Annotated in this window: 20 protein-coding genes; 10 read left to right on the forward strand and 10 right to left on the reverse strand. The window is 35.9% G+C overall.

The genetic code is table 11. The features are described 5' to 3' along the window. Window positions 1–13 precede the first annotated feature (13 nt). Genes K348_RS0111355 through K348_RS0111365 form a run of 3 tightly spaced genes read right to left on the reverse strand, consistent with a single transcriptional unit; the run spans window position 14 to window position 3,226 of the window. A complete protein-coding gene (locus K348_RS0111355) occupies window positions 14–466 on the reverse strand; it encodes an energy transducer TonB (protein WP_029905076.1) in 453 nt (150 codons plus the stop codon). Window positions 467–484: 18 nt separating this feature from the next. Then, window positions 485–1,735: an efflux RND transporter periplasmic adaptor subunit gene (locus K348_RS0111360; protein WP_029905077.1), complete on the reverse strand. Its 1,251-nt coding sequence runs from the start codon at window positions 1,733–1,735 to the stop codon at window positions 485–487. Window positions 1,736–1,741: 6 nt separating this feature from the next. After that, window positions 1,742–3,226: a TolC family protein gene (locus K348_RS0111365; RefSeq protein ID WP_029905078.1), complete on the reverse strand. Its 1,485-nt coding sequence runs from the start codon at window positions 3,224–3,226 to the stop codon at window positions 1,742–1,744. 189 nt (window positions 3,227–3,415) lie between these two features. Here K348_RS0111365 and K348_RS0111370 point away from each other — a divergent pair, with 189 nt between their 5' ends. Both K348_RS0111370 and K348_RS0111375 read left to right on the forward strand, forming a co-directional pair. Next, window positions 3,416–4,774 (forward strand): sigma-54 dependent transcriptional regulator, encoded by a 1,359-nt coding sequence (locus K348_RS0111370; protein ID WP_029905079.1) that lies wholly within the window; start codon window positions 3,416–3,418, stop codon window positions 4,772–4,774. 143 nt (window positions 4,775–4,917) lie between these two features. Beyond that, a complete protein-coding gene (locus tag K348_RS0111375; protein ID WP_197027653.1) occupies window positions 4,918–6,069 on the forward strand; it encodes a PAS domain-containing sensor histidine kinase in 1,152 nt (383 codons plus the stop codon). A 9-nt stretch (window positions 6,070–6,078) separates the two neighbouring features. Here the strand turns inward: K348_RS0111375 and K348_RS0111380 are convergent, their stop codons facing one another. Further along, a complete protein-coding gene (locus K348_RS0111380) occupies window positions 6,079–6,912 on the reverse strand; it encodes an SGNH/GDSL hydrolase family protein (RefSeq protein WP_029905081.1) in 834 nt (277 codons plus the stop codon). Between the two features lie 723 nt (window positions 6,913–7,635). Here K348_RS0111380 and K348_RS0111390 point away from each other — a divergent pair. From K348_RS0111390 to K348_RS0111415, 6 genes are all read left to right on the forward strand, one after another. After that, window positions 7,636–8,712, forward strand: coding sequence for a nitronate monooxygenase family protein (locus K348_RS0111390; protein ID WP_029905083.1), 1,077 nt, complete (start codon window positions 7,636–7,638; stop codon window positions 8,710–8,712). Beyond that, a complete protein-coding gene (locus tag K348_RS0111395) occupies window positions 8,713–9,444 on the forward strand; it encodes a 1-acyl-sn-glycerol-3-phosphate acyltransferase (protein WP_029905084.1) in 732 nt (243 codons plus the stop codon). Between the two features lie 122 nt (window positions 9,445–9,566). Continuing rightward, window positions 9,567–10,682 (forward strand): DEAD/DEAH box helicase, encoded by a 1,116-nt coding sequence (locus K348_RS0111400; protein ID WP_029905085.1) that lies wholly within the window; start codon window positions 9,567–9,569, stop codon window positions 10,680–10,682. A gap of 29 nt (window positions 10,683–10,711) precedes the next feature. After that, entirely contained in the window at window positions 10,712–10,951 is a 240-nt protein-coding gene (locus K348_RS0111405) for a hypothetical protein (RefSeq protein ID WP_029905086.1), read from the forward strand. Between the two features lie 59 nt (window positions 10,952–11,010). After that, window positions 11,011–11,448: a cold-shock protein gene (locus tag K348_RS0111410; protein ID WP_029905087.1), complete on the forward strand. Its 438-nt coding sequence runs from the start codon at window positions 11,011–11,013 to the stop codon at window positions 11,446–11,448. Between the two features lie 35 nt (window positions 11,449–11,483). Continuing rightward, window positions 11,484–11,795 (forward strand): RNA-binding protein, encoded by a 312-nt coding sequence (locus K348_RS0111415; protein ID WP_029905088.1) that lies wholly within the window; start codon window positions 11,484–11,486, stop codon window positions 11,793–11,795. Window positions 11,796–12,308: 513 nt separating this feature from the next. Here K348_RS0111415 and K348_RS0111420 read toward each other — a convergent pair. From K348_RS0111420 to K348_RS0111450, 6 genes are all read right to left on the reverse strand, one after another. Next, window positions 12,309–13,574, reverse strand: coding sequence for a Y-family DNA polymerase (locus K348_RS0111420; RefSeq protein WP_051697804.1), 1,266 nt, complete (start codon window positions 13,572–13,574; stop codon window positions 12,309–12,311). Then, window positions 13,571–14,395, reverse strand: a complete 825-nt coding sequence (locus tag K348_RS18790) for a S24 family peptidase (RefSeq protein ID WP_051697807.1) — start codon at window positions 14,393–14,395, stop codon at window positions 13,571–13,573. The genes K348_RS0111420 and K348_RS18790 overlap by 4 nt, the downstream gene beginning before the upstream one ends. Window positions 14,396–14,475: 80 nt before the next feature. Further along, window positions 14,476–15,153 (reverse strand): GNAT family N-acetyltransferase, encoded by a 678-nt coding sequence (locus K348_RS0111435; RefSeq protein WP_029905090.1) that lies wholly within the window; start codon window positions 15,151–15,153, stop codon window positions 14,476–14,478. A gap of 60 nt (window positions 15,154–15,213) precedes the next feature. Next, window positions 15,214–15,642 carry a DUF3788 family protein gene (locus K348_RS0111440; RefSeq protein ID WP_029905091.1) on the reverse strand — a complete coding sequence of 143 codons (429 nt, stop codon included), beginning with the start codon at window positions 15,640–15,642 and terminating at the stop codon, window positions 15,214–15,216. A 46-nt stretch (window positions 15,643–15,688) separates the two neighbouring features. Then, window positions 15,689–15,904, reverse strand: a complete 216-nt coding sequence (locus K348_RS0111445; RefSeq protein WP_029905092.1) for a zinc-binding dehydrogenase — start codon at window positions 15,902–15,904, stop codon at window positions 15,689–15,691. 141 nt (window positions 15,905–16,045) lie between these two features. Beyond that, window positions 16,046–16,951: a hypothetical protein gene (locus K348_RS0111450; protein WP_029905093.1), complete on the reverse strand. Its 906-nt coding sequence runs from the start codon at window positions 16,949–16,951 to the stop codon at window positions 16,046–16,048. A 305-nt stretch (window positions 16,952–17,256) separates the two neighbouring features. Here K348_RS0111450 and K348_RS0111455 point away from each other — a divergent pair, with 305 nt between their 5' ends. Beyond that, on the forward strand, window positions 17,257–19,173 hold the full coding sequence (locus tag K348_RS0111455; protein WP_029905094.1) for a hypothetical protein: 1,917 nt from the start codon (window positions 17,257–17,259) through the stop codon (window positions 19,171–19,173). Window positions 19,174–19,249: 76 nt separating this feature from the next. Then, window positions 19,250–19,456: a hypothetical protein gene (locus tag K348_RS18440; protein ID WP_036930489.1), complete on the forward strand. Its 207-nt coding sequence runs from the start codon at window positions 19,250–19,252 to the stop codon at window positions 19,454–19,456. The last annotated feature ends 245 nt before the right edge of the window (window positions 19,457–19,701 follow it).

Here is a 19,701-nt window from a genome sequence, read left to right on the forward strand (position 1 = left end):
TTTTTCAGTATAGTTATTTTGCCGGAAAATCTATCATAATAACCATATTACCTACACGTATCGGATTACCGTCAGGATCTGTTCCCGGCTCATCATACTTGAGTTCCCTTACGATTCTCAAAGCTTCCTCATCGAGCTCTTTTACCCCACAACTCTTCTTTATGTTGGCATAAGAAGTAGTACCGTCTTTTTCACCGACAAAACCTACCATTACTTGTTTCTTGTTGTTTGCATCCCAATCTCTGTATTTGTTGTGCTTTTTAAGATATTGTAATGCCTTATCCAGATATGGAGTGCTTTGTACAAGCGCTATATCTGTAACAATAGTTGTATCTTCCTGAGGCTGTATATTCACAGCTTCGGCCTTTAATTCCTGGGTATTATCCGCTTCCAATGTTTGCTTTACCGGTTTATTACACTCGATGAACGAACCGATTACTAAGATAGAAATTAAAAAACTTTTCATAATTCTTTTATTTTATATTTATTCTAATATTAATTCCTGCACATTTTCAAAATTATCATATCCTGAAATAATCACTTGTTCGCCTGCACTGAGACCATCCAGAATTTCATATTGCAATGGATTCTGACGACCTATCTCAATTTTCGTTTTTATGGCTTTATCTCCGTTTTTATTCAGTTTGAAGACCCATTGACCTCCTGTCACCTGATAGAAGTTTCCTTTATTTATAACCAGTGCATTCTCCGGCTGTCCCATTTCTATTTGTATACGACAGGTTTTTCCTATACGGATATTATCGGGAACTTTATCTTTGAACAACAGGTCGATTTCAAAATTACGATCCTTTACTTCAGGATTGATTTTTGAGATATACAGGGAGTATTTTTCGTCTTTATACGTAATTGATGCCGGCAATCCCAGACTGATACGGTCGATATAATATTCGCTTACACTAGCTGTTATTTTCATATTATCCATTCCTTTGAGTTCTCCGATATTAGTGCCTGCACTAACACGTTCTCCGGGGATAACGCTAAGGAAACTCAACTGACCATCGATCGGCGCACGTACCACAAGACTTTCCAACCGGTCTCTGTTCCTCAGATATTTTCTTTCTTCCCGTTCGATATCGCTTTTTAATAAATCCCGTTGGTAGATATTCTTAATAGAATCTTGTTGAAGTTCATTCAATAAAAGTCGTGCATTTTTTTGGTTGTAATTATATTCTTCGGTAGATACATCCAGTTGTGCCTTACTTTTTATACCTATAGCGTATTCTTCTTTATCCAGTTCATGTTGCTTACTCAGCCTGTTTAGATCGTAAACCGTTTTCATGGAATTTCTCTTCAACTCCGAAGTTTTCTGATCCATTTGCAAAAGTTTTTCCTGATGTGAGATACGTTGCTTTTCCAGATTGTCATGTTCATCTTCTATGGTTTTGATCAGTTCCGGATTAGTGAGTATAAGAATCGTATCTCCTTTCTTCAACAAGCTGCCTTCATCAGAAACAATACGCTCTACCAGTCCGGCCTCCATATTATTTAGTTTAACTGTCATTTTAGGCCGGGCGATTCCTTCCAGATCGAGATATTCAAGGAACTTATCTTCCTTGACTTCCGATATCCGCAGATTCTCTTTTTTCTGACGTTGTACCGACGGGCCTGTAGCAGCGACAAGCAGATATATTATCAATCCTGCCAGAGCTACAATACCTGCAATATAATAGCGGTAGCGTATAATAAAGGGTTTCTTTTCAATTTTTACATCCATATGTGTCTATTTTATCAAAGCATTATAATCTTCCGTTAACTGAATTTTTTTATCAAAATCGAAAAGAGTAATGCTTCGGATTGTATAATATAATTGCCAATAATTATATAAAGCGTTTACATAGTTTCTCCGGGCTGAGTTCTGTTCGGCTATAGCTGCATTCATATCCAAAATTGTAGACCGTCCCAAGATATATAGCTTGCGCGCAACATCATTTCTTCGACTAGCGGTATAATCTGTTTTTACAGCTACTTTTACAAGATTGGCCTGTAAGTTGAACTGTTTGACGAGTTTGTTTATATTCAACTCAAAATTTGTCCTGTCCTGCTCTACCTGTGTATATACCATATCCCTGTTAGATTTGGCAACACTTATTCTACCCTTTCCGCGTCCCCAATCTAAAATGGGAATTTTAATTCCAAGTTCGATGTACTGGTAACTCTGAGGGTCTCTATAGGCACGACTTATATTTTCATTTGTTTGTGTCAGCCCCAGTTGTGCATAGATATCAGCTTTCAATCCATTCTGAGATCGGGCGTATGCTACATTACTGTCGCTTTCCCGTTTTCTGCGCTCCATATTTACAATATCGGAACTATTATTTATTGCTTTTGACAGTGCATCTTCAATATTTATCACCAGATCGGGAATTTGGTGAGTGATATCTGTCTCTATCATAATCTCGTCCGTAATTCCAAGATATGTCCGCAGTGCTTCTGTATAGTCGTCTACTTCGAGCTGGGCATTGGACATATTGCTCTCTTCAGTCAGCTTGTTTATTTCCAGTTGAAGCATTTCGTTTTCGGTAATCGTTCCGATGTTATATCGTCCCTTTGCAAATGTGTAAAGGGTATCTGCATTTGCAAAATTTAGTTTTGCTATCTGGAGGTTAGATTGTGCTCTTGCCAGATTGAAAAACTTTGTAATTGTATTTACTGAAACTAATTCCAGTGTTTCGATATAGGATTTTTTCGCCTCCTCGAATCGTAGAGGTTCTATCTTCTTATCCCACTTTAATGAATTGTAACCGAAGATAGATTGCTGTATTGTTACTGATACAGGATTTGATTTATAGGTATGCCGTTTAGAATCTCCGAGTATGTCGAGACGCTGCAAGCTGGTATTGACTGAAATTGTTCCTCCCGTCCAGGGAATATTTTGTGTAACGGAAAGGTTTGCATCTGTGCGAAGCTGTTTCTGTGTGATATATTCAGAGGTACCGTCTTCCATTGTCACTATATTAATCTGATTATTATAATATGGTAGAGAAGAGAAAGAAAGTGCCGGCTTATAATTTGCTTTATAGTAACAATAATTCCAATAAGAAGATCTGAAACTATGACGGGCAACTAATACATCAGGCGATTGCCTGCGGGCAATATCAATTGCAGTAGCTATATTGAGTTTCAAAGTATCATTTTGAAGGTTATCCCCAAGAAGGTTTAATCCAAACAAAGAATAAAGAAGTATTATGCAGAGTGCTTTTTTCATCCGGTCATTTTCTTGCATAATACAAATCAATTACCATGCCGTTTATATAAGATTATGATTATTAAATAATTAATCAAAATACAATATGCAAATTATGTGTAAAACCACACATAATATGTTCAAATACGCACATCTTTCTATTGATATATTACTTATCTTAGCAACATATATTATTCATGAATATCACAGATGACAGGAAAAGGGAAAATATTGATTATAGATGATAACGAAGATATTTTGTTTGCACTTAATGCTTTGTTGTCAAAGCATGTGGAGAAGGTAAAGGTTAGTACCAAGCCTGAAAATATAATGAGCTTTATGCATGCATTCAATCCTGACATTATCATTCTGGATATGAATTTTGATAAAGACGTATCGAGTGGAAAGGAAGGATTCGAATGGTTGGAAAAAATATTGAAATTCGATCCTAAAGCTATAGTTATCCTGATGACTGCATATGCAGATACAGCTAAAGCCGTACAGGCAATCAAACTGGGTGCTACGGATTTTATAGCCAAACCTTGGGAAAATGAGAAACTTCTGGCAACCATACATTCTGCATTAAAAATAAAAGAAAGTCAAGATGAAGTGACGAATCTGGAAGCCCGTCTTAAAGTTATTACTGGCGAGCAGCCGGTAGAAATTATTGGTAGAAGCAGAAAGATGCTGGATATTTTCAGCATGGTGGAAAAAATGGCCGATACCGAGGCGAATGTCTTGATTCTGGGAGAGAATGGAACAGGCAAAGATTTAATAGCACGTACTATTCATCATAATTCACCCCGTGCCGATAAAATATTTGTTCCGATCGATCTGGGTAGTATCTCTGAATCGCTTTTCGAAAGCGAATTGTTCGGGCATGAGAAAGGAGCATTCACCGATGCCAAGAAAGAAAAGCAAGGAAGGATAGAAGTTGCATCCGGTGGTACGCTTTTTCTGGATGAAATTGCAAATTTATCCCCTGCAATGCAGGCCAAATTGTTAACAACTATTGAGAAAAGATATATAATCCGATTGGGTTCTGTTCGGTCTGTTCCTATTGATGTGCGATTCATTGCGGCTACAAATGCGGATATATATACCTCGGTACATAATGGAGAATTTCGCCAGGATTTATTATATAGAATAAATACAATCGAAATATATCTGCCGCCTTTGCGTGAGCGAGGCGATGATGTAATTTTGCTTGCTGAGCATTTTCTCATCAAGTATAATCAGAAATACAAGAAAGATATAAAAACGATATCGAATGAGGCTAAAAAGTTTTTAATAAGTTATTCCTGGCCGGGAAATGTACGGGAACTCCAGAATGTAATCGAGCGTGCTGTGATTCTGTCATCCGGCAGAACATTGCAGATGAATGACTTGAACATCATTAGCAGTCATAAACCGATGAAATTGAAAGGGAATGAGACTTTGAATCTGGAGCTACTTGAACAACAGGCTATCGACAAGGCATTGGATATAAGTGAAGGGAATATGAACAAAGCAGCTGAACTACTTGGCATCAGCAGATTTGCCTTATACAGAAAATTGAATAAAAAGTGATGAAATTACATGTTCGTATAGGTCTCTATATTACTGCCATTGTATTAATTGCGATCGGAGGAGTTTTTGCTTTTGTTTATAGTCATTATTTGTTATCAATGTTATGTGTGTTTATATTGATATATTTGGGATACAGATTGTACATGCTTAATATAAAAACAGTAAGACAGTTTGAGCAATTTACCGATTCAATCAGATTTTCAGAAAATAATATTTCATTCATAAATGATATTTCCGATGATACATATAAATCATATCATAATGCTCTTTCTCGTACACTGGAGCATATAAATATATATGCTCAGAAACGGGAGGCAGATATGAATTTCTATGATAATTTGCTGAACAGAATAGATTTTGCCCTTATAGTTGCTAATACATCCGGTAGCATTATATGGATTAATAAATTCGCTTTAGATCTTTTGGGACGGCCAAAGCCTTTTACAATAAAAGATATAAAAGACTCTCCACCTCACTTGAGAGAAGCAATAGAGGATTTACAACCAAAATCTTCCAGAATATTTAAATTAGAGCAAGGCGGAAAAGTCAGAAGCCTGATTATTAATCTTTCTAGAATAACAGTTAAAGGAAATGTACTCAATGTATACAGCTTAAAAGATGTTCAACCGGTTGTTGAAGATACTGAGAATATAGCATGGCAACAATTGATAAGTGTACTGACACATGAAATAATGAATTCTCTGACACCAATAATATCTTTGTCTGAAACCTTATCCGGTAATGATAACAGCCCCGAAATGACAAACAAAGCTATACAGACAATACATCGGCGGAGCAAAGGCTTAATCAATTTCGTAAATAACTATAAAAAGCTGGCACAGATACCTTCCCCGCAGCGTAGTAAAATAGAGGTAAAAGCCTTAATAGAGGATGTAGTCGGTTTAATGAAAAAGGAAAATATTCAGCCACACATATTAATTGCACCTGATGATTTAATCCTTTACGCAGACAGAGAACAAATGGAGCAGGTAATGATAAATCTTTTGAAAAATGCATATGAGGCATGCACAAATGTTGCCACTCCTCAAATAAAAATAATCACAACTGAAAGTCAATTCAATCAGGTTATCATTACTATATGTGATAACGGAACCGGAATGGACGCCGACATTATAAAAAAGATATTCACGCCGTTTTATACTACAAAATCCACGGGCTCAGGCATCGGTCTAAGCTTCTGCCGGCAAATAATAAACATGCATGGCGGTACAATAGATGTAAATTCCGTTCCCGGCGAAGGCAGTCAGTTTATAATAAAGATTAATAACATCTAGAATTATATATCAATAAATTGATTTTTTAAATTCTTTAATAAGCATTTTTGCTATTATTTCGTTCCCTTTGTCCGAGGGATGAAGCCCGTCATACGTCATATCGATAGCTTTTTCGGGATATGGATATTCATCATTCTTTGAATCGTATGGAATCCCAATATAATCAGGATAACGAAACTCTTTATATTGGTTTGTCTTTGGGTCTTTTAATCGTTTGAATTTCACCATATTTTTTAATGTGATTTTGCTATCGTTATATAAATCTATCACCGGAAGATCTTCTATCTCCCCTATCCTCTTTATCGCATCTGCTATTTGTGAAAAATCTTGTCCATTTTTCGGCATATAAGAACCATGAGCATTATTGTTATGATCGTTTATATATACAAAATCTCCCCGCTGCAGAGGCGTGATTAAAATAATCTTTGCTTTATTATTCAATCCACGTAGATAATTGATGATAATACGGAAAGAGCCATAAATAGTTTTATTACCTTTATCTTGCATATAATCGTCCTCTGTTCCAACAGGTCTTTCAACCCACCAATCATTAGTACCTAAAAATATAGTATATATGTCTGCTTCAGGAATATCAAGCTCTGTAATCTGGTTTGCAATCCTACCAGATGTCCAGCCATTATATCCTTTATTGATATATTGAAGGTTAGGTAAAGATTCGGTTACTCGGGTCAGGTATCCTTTTTTCACCCTGTGTCCTGTTTCATCCAAATGATCGTTGAGATACGTGATTGAATCACCAATAGCAACCCATTTCTTTGGCTCAGGAGACCAAGAAGTAATTGAGAGTAATAAAAAGAGAATAAGAATAATTTTTTTAATCATAGTTATAGTGAAATTTTATTGGGTGCAAATTATATAAAAAAATCAAAGCTTAAAGCTTTTTCTTAAAAAAAAGTAATTAAAATTTTGTCTTTTCCTTTAGTTATTAATTTTGAATTAATATATTGCATCGTCATATGGATAACAAACCGATAGAATTAGAGATGTTTTCTTCTGTATTCGAATAATACAAGAAAAACTATACGCTCTTTGCTCTTTCATATGTAAAAAATGTGAATGATGCAGAAGATATTTATACGGATGTAATGATGCGATTGTGGGAAAACATAAACGAATTTTCGGCTAATATGCCGGAATATACCAAACTTATTTTTTTATTAGCCGCTATGAAAATAAAACAAATAAGGAAAAATCATTTCTTGTTTAGGGTAAGTCACACTTCGCGTGTTATTATTGAAACAGGCAGTAATACTTACCTTAAAAAAGAATGTATAAAGAATGCCTATTGAACTTCAATTCAACTCTTTTTTTCGAAATATATTGTAAATAAGCATGATAATTGTATGAATCTTAATTTATTTTCGTATATTTGGGCTCTGAACAATCGAGTTTATATTGTATCTTTATTTTCAATGCTTTGATCCGCCATTATTCTGCGGAACTTCCCATAGTCAAAATCGACATCAAAATCAACTTATTTGTTTGTAATTTATTAACAAGTCGCGAGGGTGTGTAGCACAATATCGTGACACATTTTTGCAATAAATGAAATCATTTTTTATAGGCAATCTGGAAGTAAAACTTCCGGTTATTCAAGGTGGAATGGGCGTAGGTGTTTCCTTATCAGGATTAGCTTCGGCTGTCGCCAATGAAGGAGGCGTTGGCGTTATATCATGTGCCGGACTAGGTCTAATTTACCGTAAATCTCCGGGAGATTATCTGAATAAGAGCATTTTGGGCTTAAAAGAAGAAATACAAAAAGCCAGAGAAAAAAGCAAAGGTATAATTGGAGTAAATATTATGGTTGCCTTAACCAACTATGCCGATATGGTAAAAACATCCATAGCTGAAAAAGTAGATGTTATTTTTGCCGGTGCCGGACTACCTTTTGATTTACCTTCTTATCTACCTCAAGAAAGCAAGACCAAACTGGTACCTATTGTATCCTCTTCCAGGGCCGCCAAGATTATATGCGACAAATGGAAAAATAATTATGATTATTTACCTGACGCCATTGTTGTAGAAGGTCCTAAAGCGGGTGGTCATCTAGGGTTTAAAGTAAATCAGCTCGAAGATGTACAATATTCATTAGAGCAACTTATTCCCGAAGTAGTAAGTATAGCCGATTCATATAAAGGAGAAAAGAACATACCGGTAATTGCTGCAGGTGGAATTTCCACAGGAGAAGATATACTGCGTTTTATCGAGATGGGAGCATCGGGAGTACAAATGGGAACTCTGTTTGTTACAACTAATGAATGTGATGCATCCGATACATTTAAGAACGTATATGTTAATGCAAAATATGAAGATGTAAAAATTATACAAAGTCCCGTAGGAATGCCGGGAAGAGCTATTGATGGCGAATTTATTCAAAGTGTGGAAAAAGGGAATGAAGCGCCTAAAAGTTGTCCTTTTCATTGTATAAAAACCTGCGATTATACGAAGAGTCCCTACTGTATTGTCCAGTGTCTTTATCAGGCAGCAAGAGGCAATATGAAAAAAGGTTATGCTTTCACAGGGATTAATGTCCATTTGTCTCAAAAGATATCAAGTGTTAAAGAAGTTATCTCTAATCTGAAAGCTGAATTTTTGAATGCTAAGTTAGCTGGAGGAGTATAAATGCTGAAATTAATAGCGTATCCTCTTTCGATTATATATTATCTGCTGTTTGGAAGTATCTTAGTTATCTTTCACGTTATTCAGTGGCTGAGTTTTAATCTGTTTGGGTATAAAGCTCATAAGAAGAGTGTGGATATGCTTTACTTCTTTTTAGTAGCTAAAACCTATATTTTGGGTACAAGATATAAAATAAAGAATATTGATAAAGTACCAATAGGTGCACCTTTGATTATTGCATCTAATCACCAAAGCCTTTATGATATAATCACTATTGGTTGGTTTATGCGAAAAGTACACCCGAAATATATCAGTAAAATTGAGTTGGGAAAAGGTATTCCCAGTATTTCGTACAATTTAAACCACGGAGGCTCGGTGCTTATCGACAGGAAAGACCCTAAGCAATCTTTATCTGCAATAAAGGAAATGGCTCATTATATAGAGGTCAATAAACGGTCAACAGTAATATTTCCCGAAGGAACAAGGAGTAAAACTGGGAAACCCGGACCATTTGCAGAGAACGGATTAAAAATTCTGTGTAAATATGCGCCGTCTGCTTATATGGTTCCAGTGACGATTAATAATTCATGGAAAATGACAAGATGGGGAGTTTTCCCTTTGGGTATAGGTAATAAGCTCGAACTAACAATCCATGACCCACTGCCCGTAAAAAATATGCCTTTTTCTGAACTTTTTGAAAAGACGGAACAGGCTGTAATTCAAGCAATCAATTAAAGCAAAAACAATCAATAATATATAACGCAAAAATTCTTCTTTCTATTATGAAATAGAACAGAATTCTTCAAACAAATCAAAAACCATTGTTACAGATGTTTGTAACAATTTAATAACATTACATGACATTTAAAGAATTAAATATTTCTGAGCCTATATTAAAGGCATTATTAAAAAAAGAATATTCATCCCCTACACCTATTCAGGAACAGGCAATACCTGTTGCTCTCAATGGACGAGACTTATTGGGAATAGCACAAACCGGTACAGGAAAAACTGCTGCTTTTGCAATACCCATTATTCAACAACTAGATCAATCACAGCCTCAAGGCAAACAGCGAAACATACAGGCACTGATATTAACCCCTACCCGGGAATTAGCTATTCAGATAGACGAATGTTTCAGCGATTATTCAAGGTATACCAATCTGCGTCATACAGTGATATTCGGAGGAGTGAATCAAAATCCTCAAGTTGAAAAACTGAAACGAGGAACAGATATACTGATAGCCACACCAGGACGTTTGCTCGACCTGATTAAACAAAAACATATAAATCTCAATCATATCCGTCATTTTGTATTGGATGAAGCAGACCGTATGCTGGATATGGGGTTTATTCACGATATCAAACGTTTATTGCCGATATTACCTAAACAAAAACAGACACTGTTCTTTTCGGCTACCATGCCGCAGGCTATAGCAAGTCTGTCGAAATCTATACTTAAGAATCCGGCAAGAGTAGAAGTTGCACCCGTATCATCGGTAGTAGATACTATCGAGCAATGCCTATATTTTGTTGAGAAGCCTGATAAAAGCCAGCTGCTGATCGATATTTTAGGAAAAGATAAAAGAAAATCTGTCCTGGTTTTTTCACGCACAAAACACGGAGCAGACAAAATTGCAAGGGTACTGAATAAACGCGGTATTGGATGCGAAGCCCTCCATGGTAATAAAACCCAAGGGGCGAGGCAGCGTGCTCTTACAAATTTCAAGTCAGGTAAAACACGTGTAATAATAGCGACGGATATTGCCGCAAGAGGAATTGATATAATTAATCTGGAATTGGTGATCAATTATGACTTACCCGATGTCGCAGAGACCTATGTTCATCGTATAGGGCGTACAGGCAGAGCAGGAAATACAGGCACGGCCCTTACTTTCTGTTCGCATGAAGAATACGAAATGGTAAGGGATATCCAGAAACTGACAGGAAAAAAACTTCCTGTAATAACTTAAAAAGATAAACTCATTTTAAATAAAATATTATGGCAGTAAAACAAAATTCTCCAACCAGTAAAAAAGAAGGCGAAATAACGCGTCAGGAAAGAAGTTCTGTCAATCAACAGGCAGAATTAACACTTAGGGAAATAAAAGAAAAAAAAGGAGATGTGATTCTTATTGCAATAAGCAGCAGGACAACCATTGAACTTCCGGCTCATCTGTCGCAAGCTGAAAGAGATGCACGTGTGGCGAATTATATCAGATTACATGCTTCTAAAATATAAGATCAATCAATAATAACAATAAATATTTATATAAAAACAAGATTTCTTAAGATTAAAATATGGCAATATCATTCAACAAAAGAGAATTAGAAAAGAAGCGAGAACAAAAAAGACAAGAAAAACAAAAACGCAAAGAAGAGCGTAAAGCTAATGGTGGTAACGGATCATTCGATGATATGATCGCTTATGTAGACGAAAATGGAGTAATAACCAGTACCCCACCGGATCCGGTAAAAAAACAAGAAGTTGAAATCGATGATATAGCGGTTTCTACTCCGAAAAAAGAAGATATGGAGGATACAATACTCAAGGGCCGTGTAGAGTATTTTAATCCGGATAAAGGATATGGATTTATCAAAAATGCAACAAGTATGGATAAATATTTCTTCCATATAAGTAGCGCACCGGCCTCTATAACAGAAGGAAATAAGGTTACATTCGAATTGGAACGTGGTAAAAAAGGCATGAACGCCATTAATATCGCGCTTACAAATTGAAGAATGACCAATATCAATAATTAATTTTTTATAAAATGAACATTTATGTATCAAATCTAAACTTTAGCACAAGCGGCGAAAGTTTACATGAATTATTTGCAGAGTATGGAGAAGTAACTTCTTCTAAAATTATTACAGACCGTGAAACCGGAAGATCTCGTGGTTTTGGCTTCGTTGAAATGTCTGATGACACTGAAGGGCAAAACGCCATTTCTGAATTGCATGAAAGCGATTTTGAAGGAAAAACAATTAATGTAAATGTAGCACGCCCTAGAACTGAAAGAAGCAACAACGGATATAACAGCCGTGGTGGAAACGGTGGCGGATACAACAGAAACCGGTATTAATCCGAAACAATTTATAATATAAACGGGAAGGCTACAAAGTCTTCCCGTTTTTTATTATCTATATATTTTAAATTCAATCCGAGTTATACACATATGTCTATATTTAAAAACCAATAGCACTAACTGCCTGTTATACATAAAAGAATAAAATATGTCGACAATGAAAGCAATGGTTTTAAAACAGTTCGGTGGAATCGAGAATTTTACAAATTAAAGAAATCTCCGGCCACAAATACATAAGGGAGAAGTTCTTATTCAGGTAAAAGCCATCGGTATCAATCCCATAGACCTGAAAACACGTCAAGGCAGCGGACAGGCATCACAATATTATCCATGGAGCAAGCTGCCGCCGCTATTTTTAACGGCATGGCTGGCACTGATATATAACGGACACCTACAAAAGGAAACCGTGTACTTATCCATGTAGGAGCAGGTGGAGTTGGCAATTATGCAATCTAGAGAGTAAAGAATACAGGACGTTATACAATTACTAAAGCCTCGGTCCCGTTTTTTTTAATCACAATCTATCCTGATTATTTGCCTAAAGTTTGTTGTCGGGCAATCCGAAATATTTCTTTCAATAATGTCATTGCCCTCTCCATATCCCATAACAGCCTGTGATAACAGTTTTCTGTCGAAACCGTGAGAATAAAAATCCTCTACGGGGCTAATCAATGCAAACTTATCATCTAACGGCTGAGGATCAAACAATACCGTCTGCTTGGATTTGACAAAGCCGTTGATTACTACTCCGGCTTTTTTATATTTAAAGCCCTGTACAAACATATTATCGACCAAAGCCAGTGCATATCTTATAAGCATAGGTGTTGTATCTGTGGGAACAGGAAGCTTTATTGACTTGTCTGGATTATAAGCTCCAAATTGCTTTCTAAAACGGTTAGTTTCCAGATATACAGTTATCGATCTTGCATATGACCTCTGTGACCGCAGATTTTCAGCGCATACGGCCGTATAAGTAGCTACGGCTTGTCTGATTCCATCCAGTGATTCTATTTCTTTTTGGAATGTCCGACTGACAGATATACCTTTTCTATCCGGTTCTACCGTTTCCAATTCATAACAGATTTCACCGTTCAGTTCGCACCATGTACGTTCAAGATCGACATTGTATAATGAGCGAGCCTGCTTTTGCGATACTTTGCTTACGAAATCATATGCCGTTTTTATGTCTTTGCTGATAAGGGTATCCGAAAGACGGCCACCCAGTCCCCATACATTCTTTATTGGGGTACGTTTAAGGCATTCGATACGTTTTTGCTCGGTATCCATTACAAACACATTTTCGAACCGAGTGTATTGTTTTGCAAATCTACTGCTGATTTTTGCCAGAGTCTTATTTGTTCCCACTCCGATACCTGTGGGTAAACCTACATTTTTTTTAACGTAATCCCTGATTTCGCGACAATATTTATCATAACCTATATGCCCGAAACCTTTTAGCGATAAGAAAGCTTCATCAATACTGTTTTTCTGCATTTTTTCTACTTTTTCGGAAAGAGCAAACAGAAACCTTGCGGAAATATCCTCATAAAACTGATAATTCGATTCAAAGGTTATCACACCATGTATCTTTATATCTCTTTCTATGTCTTTGCTTACCATACCACGCCTGAATCCGAGTTTTTTAGCAGCAGGGTTTAGACTGACAATTACCCCTCTGTTGTTGGACCATACGATTACAGGTTTATTCCATAACCGTGGCTCTACCAGCATATGGCAAGCTACATAAAAATAGTTGGCATCGCAAATCGCAATCATATTGTTTTATCGAATCTTATTTGATGAGGAGTAACAGTATAGGTAATGATACCGAACACTTCTACCCTGTTATTATCTTTCTTTACTTCTATAGGCTCGAAATCATCATTCGCGGGTTTCAGCCATAAGCGTTTGTTCTTATCCCATTCAAGAAATTTGATTGTGAATTTGTTTTCAATCCGGCAGAGAGCTTTATGTCCCGTATAGTAAGGCAAGGATTTATCTATTACTGCCAGATCACCATTCAATATACGGGCATCTTTCATACTATCGCCTTTAATGAGTCCCAGGAATGAATAATGAGGGTGCTTTATCAGTAATTTATTCAAGTCGATAGTTTTCTCATACCTGTCACGGATAAATATATCTTTCTCTACATGTGGGGTAATGGTATATGATACGACTCCCAAGCATTCCAAAGAGTTTTCATAACTAAGTGAAATATCCTTTACTTTCGGGTTTGTTGCGGACAAAATTACTTTGCGTGCATATGTATCTTTTTTATAGGCACGCAGAAGAATATCTCCATGAACCTTTGCAAAGAGATTATTCCCGTCGTCTGGCGAAAGAGAAGTGTCACAAACCGCCAGATCGCCTTCATATATTTTATTCCCTTCCAAATCATCGTCGAAAACAGGTCTGAACCGTGTATTATCGGCATCGATAAGCAAAGCCTGATTCAGGTCGATAGATCGTCCTTCGTAATTAGCCGCAGGGCTTGGAAAGCCTGCAACCAGACCGAATTCGTAAAAAGGTAAAAGTAATGATGTATTTAAATCTGCAAGGTACTGTTTGTTTTTACCGCAATTGTCAATCTTCATTTAATCCTCCTGAACAAAAATATAAGAGGTAATTGTTAAATCGGACAAAAAAATTGTTATTTAACCATTCTGAAATGATTTTAAGAAAACCTACTCGGCTCTTTCAACAACAGGTTGTATTTCATGTTCCAGTTATAATATCTTTCTCCCTTATAATTCAGATATTCTTCACCTATTTTTTCAAAGCCTAACTTTGAATAAAAGTTTACATTTTCCGTTAACTGTGTAGTTAAAGCGACCGTATAGCAATTATCTTCTATTTTAGATAATTTATCCAAACACTTTTTGATAACATAAGAGCCAATGCCCTTTCCTCTATATTCTTTTTTTATAACAACCATAGATAAATAATAAAATACTTCAGACTGAAGGGGTTTCCGGAGAACTTCTTTATTAAAAGAATCCATATCCGTCATTTTAAATAAAGTACGAAAACCAAATTTCATAATGAAGCGGGGTAAACCGATATGCAGATAGTCGGAAAAATGGTTTTTCGTCCTGCCCGGAGGTATTAAAGAATAGACTCCTATTATTTTACCAGAATCTTTTTCTTTTATTACTGTCGTTACTATCTTCTTGCGATTGATAAGATATAGATTGGCTTTGAATAGCCATAATAAACCCTCGCGCAATTTACTTTTTTCAAAAATCAAAGAATAAGCAGGATTGGATTCGAAAGCATCTGTCAAAAGAATTGCAACGTCTTCAAATTCTCCAATATGTATATTTTCTAACCGGATATTCTCAATAGCTGACATTGATTATCTCATTAAGATCAGTGCTAGATAATAGAGCATATGCCATAATAAATGAAAGCTTTATTTCAGACTCTTTTTAAAACGGATAACGGTCAATATATCTTTAAGCTGATCTTTATCTTTCACATCCAATATCATAGGAAGCAGGCGGCCTACCGGCTTAGCTTTGGAAAAATCTTCCCTGATAACTTCTGAAATATCCAATGCGGCAATACCATCAATATGCTTTTCGGTAAAATAGAAACCCAGCCTGAAGAACCCTTCCCAAATTGACAGCCAAAAGACAGTTCTTTTCTTATATACAAATTTACAAAGCCATGCTTTTCCGTCGTTATAAAATCTCCATTCGGGTGTTAAGGCGTATTCTTCATCCGTAATTGTTCCTAAAAAAGTTTCCAGTACATTGTAGATTGTATCCCCAAGTGTATCTCTCAAAACTTCATTGGACGGAAATACATTTGAATCCTTTAATAACATTTGTGCATCCATGGTTATTGATTTATGTGATAAGCAAAAATACACTATTTTAATTAATCTACGATAAAGTGATAACTATTTTGCCTCGTACTTTTCCATTCTCTAATTCAGTGTGTGCTTCCGGGATTTCTTCGAATGGAAATGTCTTACCAACATGCACTTTCATACTGCCGTTTTCCAGCATTCCGGCAATATGTGCCATATCCTGTCCGTCGGAGTGCATCACTATATTCTTATAATTCTTTATATGCTGTTCTGGGAAATTTTCATTCAAAAAGTTATAATATAGTTTTTATTACCGGTAACAGGGGCATTGTTTTCCCACAATTTTTATATCAATAAGCGAACTCGCAAAGTTAAAATAATGTATGTTCTGTAACGGATATCATATAGGTCACCACTATTGAATAACATTTTAATATTTCAGTAAATCTTTATTTCCCATAACACCCTGTATATAAGCATATTGATCTTCAAAAAACTGAATCTGTACATCCTCGCACGAGCCGGAAATAAAATAACTTTGTTTTTTAAACGATTCCAGGTAGTCCCTATGAAAATGACACATTTGATCGTTATAGCATGTCAAAGGAATGATAGGGGTTTGATAGAAGAAGCAATATAGTTTATCATCACGTTTTACTGATGCTGTATTTGTGTAAATATTTTTTTGAGAAATGTAATAATGGTTTTTCTCGCCATTGAATTTTTTTTCAATAACCTCTCCTTCAATATAATACAATAATTTTTTAAAATCACATATTATTAGCTCCAATTCTTCATCATTTATGAGTCCTCGCCTGTAATAGTATTGTATATCCGATAATGTATTGAAGTAGATGTACCTGTCGAATATGAATGTCCTTTCTGTATTGGTCATGTTCTTCGTAAAATTTACTTCCATACGTAATTTATTTAAGGATTCAGAAATCATTACATCTCCCATTCTCTTTTTCAGGGAAGAAATATCATTTTGTTGTGTTATTTTAAAATAATAGAATTTAAATAAATAATCGAAATGTAATGTATATAGAAACCATAAATAATTAGCAACAATAATTATGCACCTCTTATCAACCTTATTATCAGCCGGAACATAATCTAAAAACCTCTGCAAATTTTTTATAATTATCACTTCTGATTTATCAGTATAATAATCACCGTGATCGATAATACATTTACTTTTCGGATCGAGGAATAACTCATCATCAATAGAGAATTTCAATGTGCGGGCCAATTGGATAATCTCATTGAACGTAAAGGGGATTTCTCCATTCAGCCTTCGGTAAGCTGACACCCTTCCAATATCGAGCTCCTTCATAATAAAATTGACAGGTTTTACCTGTTGAGGAATACAAAGGAGAATTTTGTTAATTATTTCACTTCCCTTATTCTCAAAATTTTTCTTATTTGTAGATTTTAAACAATATTGTATATAGTTTATATACTTTATACACTTTCACCTGTTGGATAATATCATTGGGATATTTTTTTAGAATAAAATAGGGGCATTATGCAATTTATGGAATTCTTTTCTTTCCATTAATCGGTTTAATATATGCAAAATTAATCAATCTAAAAATATAAACAACGAATTTTGTATCTGTAAATACAAAAATTCCACAGATGAAGACAAAAATATTACTATTTACAATTGGAATAAACTTTCTTTTGCCCATTTATTCGCAAGTTACTATCGGGTCCGGCATCGAGCCGCGTAAAGGTTCGTTGCTAGAACTTAAAGAAGACAACAGTACCGGTAAGAATTCAGATAAAGGTTTTAGTCTTCCCCGTGTTCAATTAACTTCTCCTACAGTACTTCAGGTAGACATAGATACTAAAGGATTGGAATATAAGGGATTGACTGTATACAATACCGGTACTGCAAATGGATTGGTAGAGGGAACCTATCAATGGGATGGGGCTAAATGGATGCAAGTAGTAGTAGTAAAATCGCATGGGACGGATGGGCAGACGCTGATAAGTAAAGGGGATGGGACATACGACTGGTCAACCATTACTATACCGGCAGGAGCGATGTGGACTATTGAGGGAAATGCAAATATAACTGCCAGCAATTTCCTTGGAACAACTACTTCTGCACCTGTGATAATGAAAACCGGTAATAATGAAAGAATGCGGATTACCGAAAACGGGAATGTAGGCATAGGGCCTACCGCACCTGCCATAGCAAACTCAAGTGCCGCACTGGATATTACAGCCACAGATAAAGGCCTGTTGATTTCAAGAGTTGCACTCAAAGGAACTACAGATAAAACAACTGTATCGGGTCCTGCAACCGGACTGATGGTGTATAATACAACTGATGGTGCAGGCGGAGGTGTTAACGGCAATCCGATAAAGGGTAATCACATATATAAATGGGATGGCGCAAAATGGATGCAACTGGTCTCTGTGAGCGGTTATGGAACCGACGGACAGTCGCTGATAAGCAAAGGCGATGGAACCTATGACTGGAAGACTATACAGGATGGAGGAAACACGGACAATATGTGGTCGATTGATGGAAATGCAAATATAACTGCCAGCAATTTCATCGGAACAACAACTTCTGCACCGGTAATAATGAAAACCGGAAATACAGAAAGAATGCGCGTAACCGCAAGTGGGAATGTAGGCATAGGAGCTACCCCAACTACCGCAGCAAGCGCAGCACTTGATCTTACAGACACAAATAAAGGTCTGTTGATCTCAAGAGTCGCACTAAAGGGAACAACAGACAGAACAACCGTAGCGAATCCTGCTACAGGGCTGATGGTGTATAATACAGCTAACGGCACAGGCGGGGGAGCTAACGGCAATGCTGTAAAGAGTAACAGTCTATATAAATGGGATGGGACAAAATGGATGCAAATGATTGGAGTAGATTCATTCGGCACCGATGGTCAGTTGCTGACAAGTAAGGGAAACGGCACTTACGGCTGGTCTACTATGACTTTTCCTGATTATAAGTTCCATATAACAACGCAGTTTGGTGCTTATGAGCAAAGCAAAGCTACAACCACTAATTATAGTTATAGTGACCTGACTTATCAATCCGGCTCCAAGCCGAACTCTAAAAAGCCCAAAAACGGTTTGTTCAATAATCAGTATGTTTATAAAGAGGTTCTAAATGTAAAATCCGATGCTACAAAAGATAAATATCTGTTGATGGGATTAACAGGATTTACTTCAAAAAAAACAATAAATAACGCAGTGACAGATAACGGATTTTGGGAAGAAATTAATGTACTTGTATATTTGGATGGTGTAGTAAAAAAAACATATATAAGAACATACTCGGTACCTGCCGGAGGAACTCCGCAGTTATTTGTGGATGTATTTTCTGTTATTCCTTTAGGAAAGCTGACAACCGGAACTCATAATCTCTGGATACAGCTTACAATAGGAGAAAATATAATCCATGCTAATTCGCCATACCCGCCTTTTGGGCCTGCCGGAAATTTCGATACAAACTCGGGAACCAATTTTTGTACAATGCAATTAACAGACGTAAATTATGTTCTGTATGAAGAAGATTAATCAAATTATTTACTCAGATGACATCTTTAAACAATATATTTCTTTATAATGGAAAATGCGATTAACTTATCATTGAATGTTTTTACAAATTTCTTACAGAAGATACAGCCCTATAGCATTTGCAGAACTGCTGGATGAATTGATTTATGATTATATTACATTATTGATAGAAAAGCAATTATCGGATTGTGACGATAAAACAATTCACCAACATACGAATCAATTTATATTTTACTTGAAAGTATTACGAGATATTTTGCCGGAGTGCGAGGTGAAAGAATAACAAAAAAAATAGATAGCCTTTGAAAATGTGTTTCAAGGGCTATTTAATTATTATCCAAATAAAGAGAAATAATATTTTGGGGTTGAATTAACTTATATTCCTTTTTCGAGGTTTTGTTTATTGATGAGGGATAGGATAAGGTAATTTATATATTCAAAAATATATACAAGTTGTGCAAATGTGGTGCAATTTAACAAAACAAAAAAGCTAATAATCTGTATTAAAGATTATTAGCTTCTTCTTGG

Source organism: Prevotella sp. 10(H) (assembly GCF_000711235.1).
Classification (GTDB): Bacteria; Bacteroidota; Bacteroidia; order Bacteroidales; family Dysgonomonadaceae; genus Dysgonomonas.

What these genes read in the sequence shown, in the direction of transcription:
- K348_RS0111355 (WP_029905076.1), bottom strand. Translation starts at nt 466, where the DNA reads ATGAAAAGTTTTTTAATTTCTATCTTAGTAATCGGTTCGTTCATCGAG.
- K348_RS0111360 (WP_029905077.1), bottom strand. Translation starts at nt 1,735, where the DNA reads ATGGATGTAAAAATTGAAAAGAAACCCTTTATTATACGCTACCGCTAT.
- K348_RS0111365 (WP_029905078.1), bottom strand. Translation starts at nt 3,226, where the DNA reads ATGAAAAAAGCACTCTGCATAATACTTCTTTATTCTTTGTTTGGATTA.
- K348_RS0111370 (WP_029905079.1), top strand. Translation starts at nt 3,416, where the DNA reads ATGACAGGAAAAGGGAAAATATTGATTATAGATGATAACGAAGATATT.
- K348_RS0111375 (WP_197027653.1), top strand. Translation starts at nt 4,918, where the DNA reads ATGCTTAATATAAAAACAGTAAGACAGTTTGAGCAATTTACCGATTCA.
- K348_RS0111380 (WP_029905081.1), bottom strand. Translation starts at nt 6,912, where the DNA reads ATGATTAAAAAAATTATTCTTATTCTCTTTTTATTACTCTCAATTACT.
- K348_RS0111390 (WP_029905083.1), top strand. Translation starts at nt 7,636, where the DNA reads ATGAAATCATTTTTTATAGGCAATCTGGAAGTAAAACTTCCGGTTATT.
- K348_RS0111395 (WP_029905084.1), top strand. Translation starts at nt 8,713, where the DNA reads ATGCTGAAATTAATAGCGTATCCTCTTTCGATTATATATTATCTGCTG.
- K348_RS0111400 (WP_029905085.1), top strand. Translation starts at nt 9,567, where the DNA reads ATGACATTTAAAGAATTAAATATTTCTGAGCCTATATTAAAGGCATTA.
- K348_RS0111405 (WP_029905086.1), top strand. Translation starts at nt 10,712, where the DNA reads ATGGCAGTAAAACAAAATTCTCCAACCAGTAAAAAAGAAGGCGAAATA.
- K348_RS0111410 (WP_029905087.1), top strand. Translation starts at nt 11,011, where the DNA reads ATGGCAATATCATTCAACAAAAGAGAATTAGAAAAGAAGCGAGAACAA.
- K348_RS0111415 (WP_029905088.1), top strand. Translation starts at nt 11,484, where the DNA reads ATGAACATTTATGTATCAAATCTAAACTTTAGCACAAGCGGCGAAAGT.
- K348_RS0111420 (WP_051697804.1), bottom strand. Translation starts at nt 13,574, where the DNA reads ATGATTGCGATTTGCGATGCCAACTATTTTTATGTAGCTTGCCATATG.
- K348_RS18790 (WP_051697807.1), bottom strand. Translation starts at nt 14,395, where the DNA reads ATGAAGATTGACAATTGCGGTAAAAACAAACAGTACCTTGCAGATTTA.
- K348_RS0111435 (WP_029905090.1), bottom strand. Translation starts at nt 15,153, where the DNA reads ATGTCAGCTATTGAGAATATCCGGTTAGAAAATATACATATTGGAGAA.
- K348_RS0111440 (WP_029905091.1), bottom strand. Translation starts at nt 15,642, where the DNA reads ATGGATGCACAAATGTTATTAAAGGATTCAAATGTATTTCCGTCCAAT.
- K348_RS0111450 (WP_029905093.1), bottom strand. Translation starts at nt 16,951, where the DNA reads ATGAAGGAGCTCGATATTGGAAGGGTGTCAGCTTACCGAAGGCTGAAT.
- K348_RS0111455 (WP_029905094.1), top strand. Translation starts at nt 17,257, where the DNA reads ATGAAGACAAAAATATTACTATTTACAATTGGAATAAACTTTCTTTTG.
- K348_RS18440 (WP_036930489.1), top strand. Translation starts at nt 19,250, where the DNA reads ATGTTTTTACAAATTTCTTACAGAAGATACAGCCCTATAGCATTTGCA.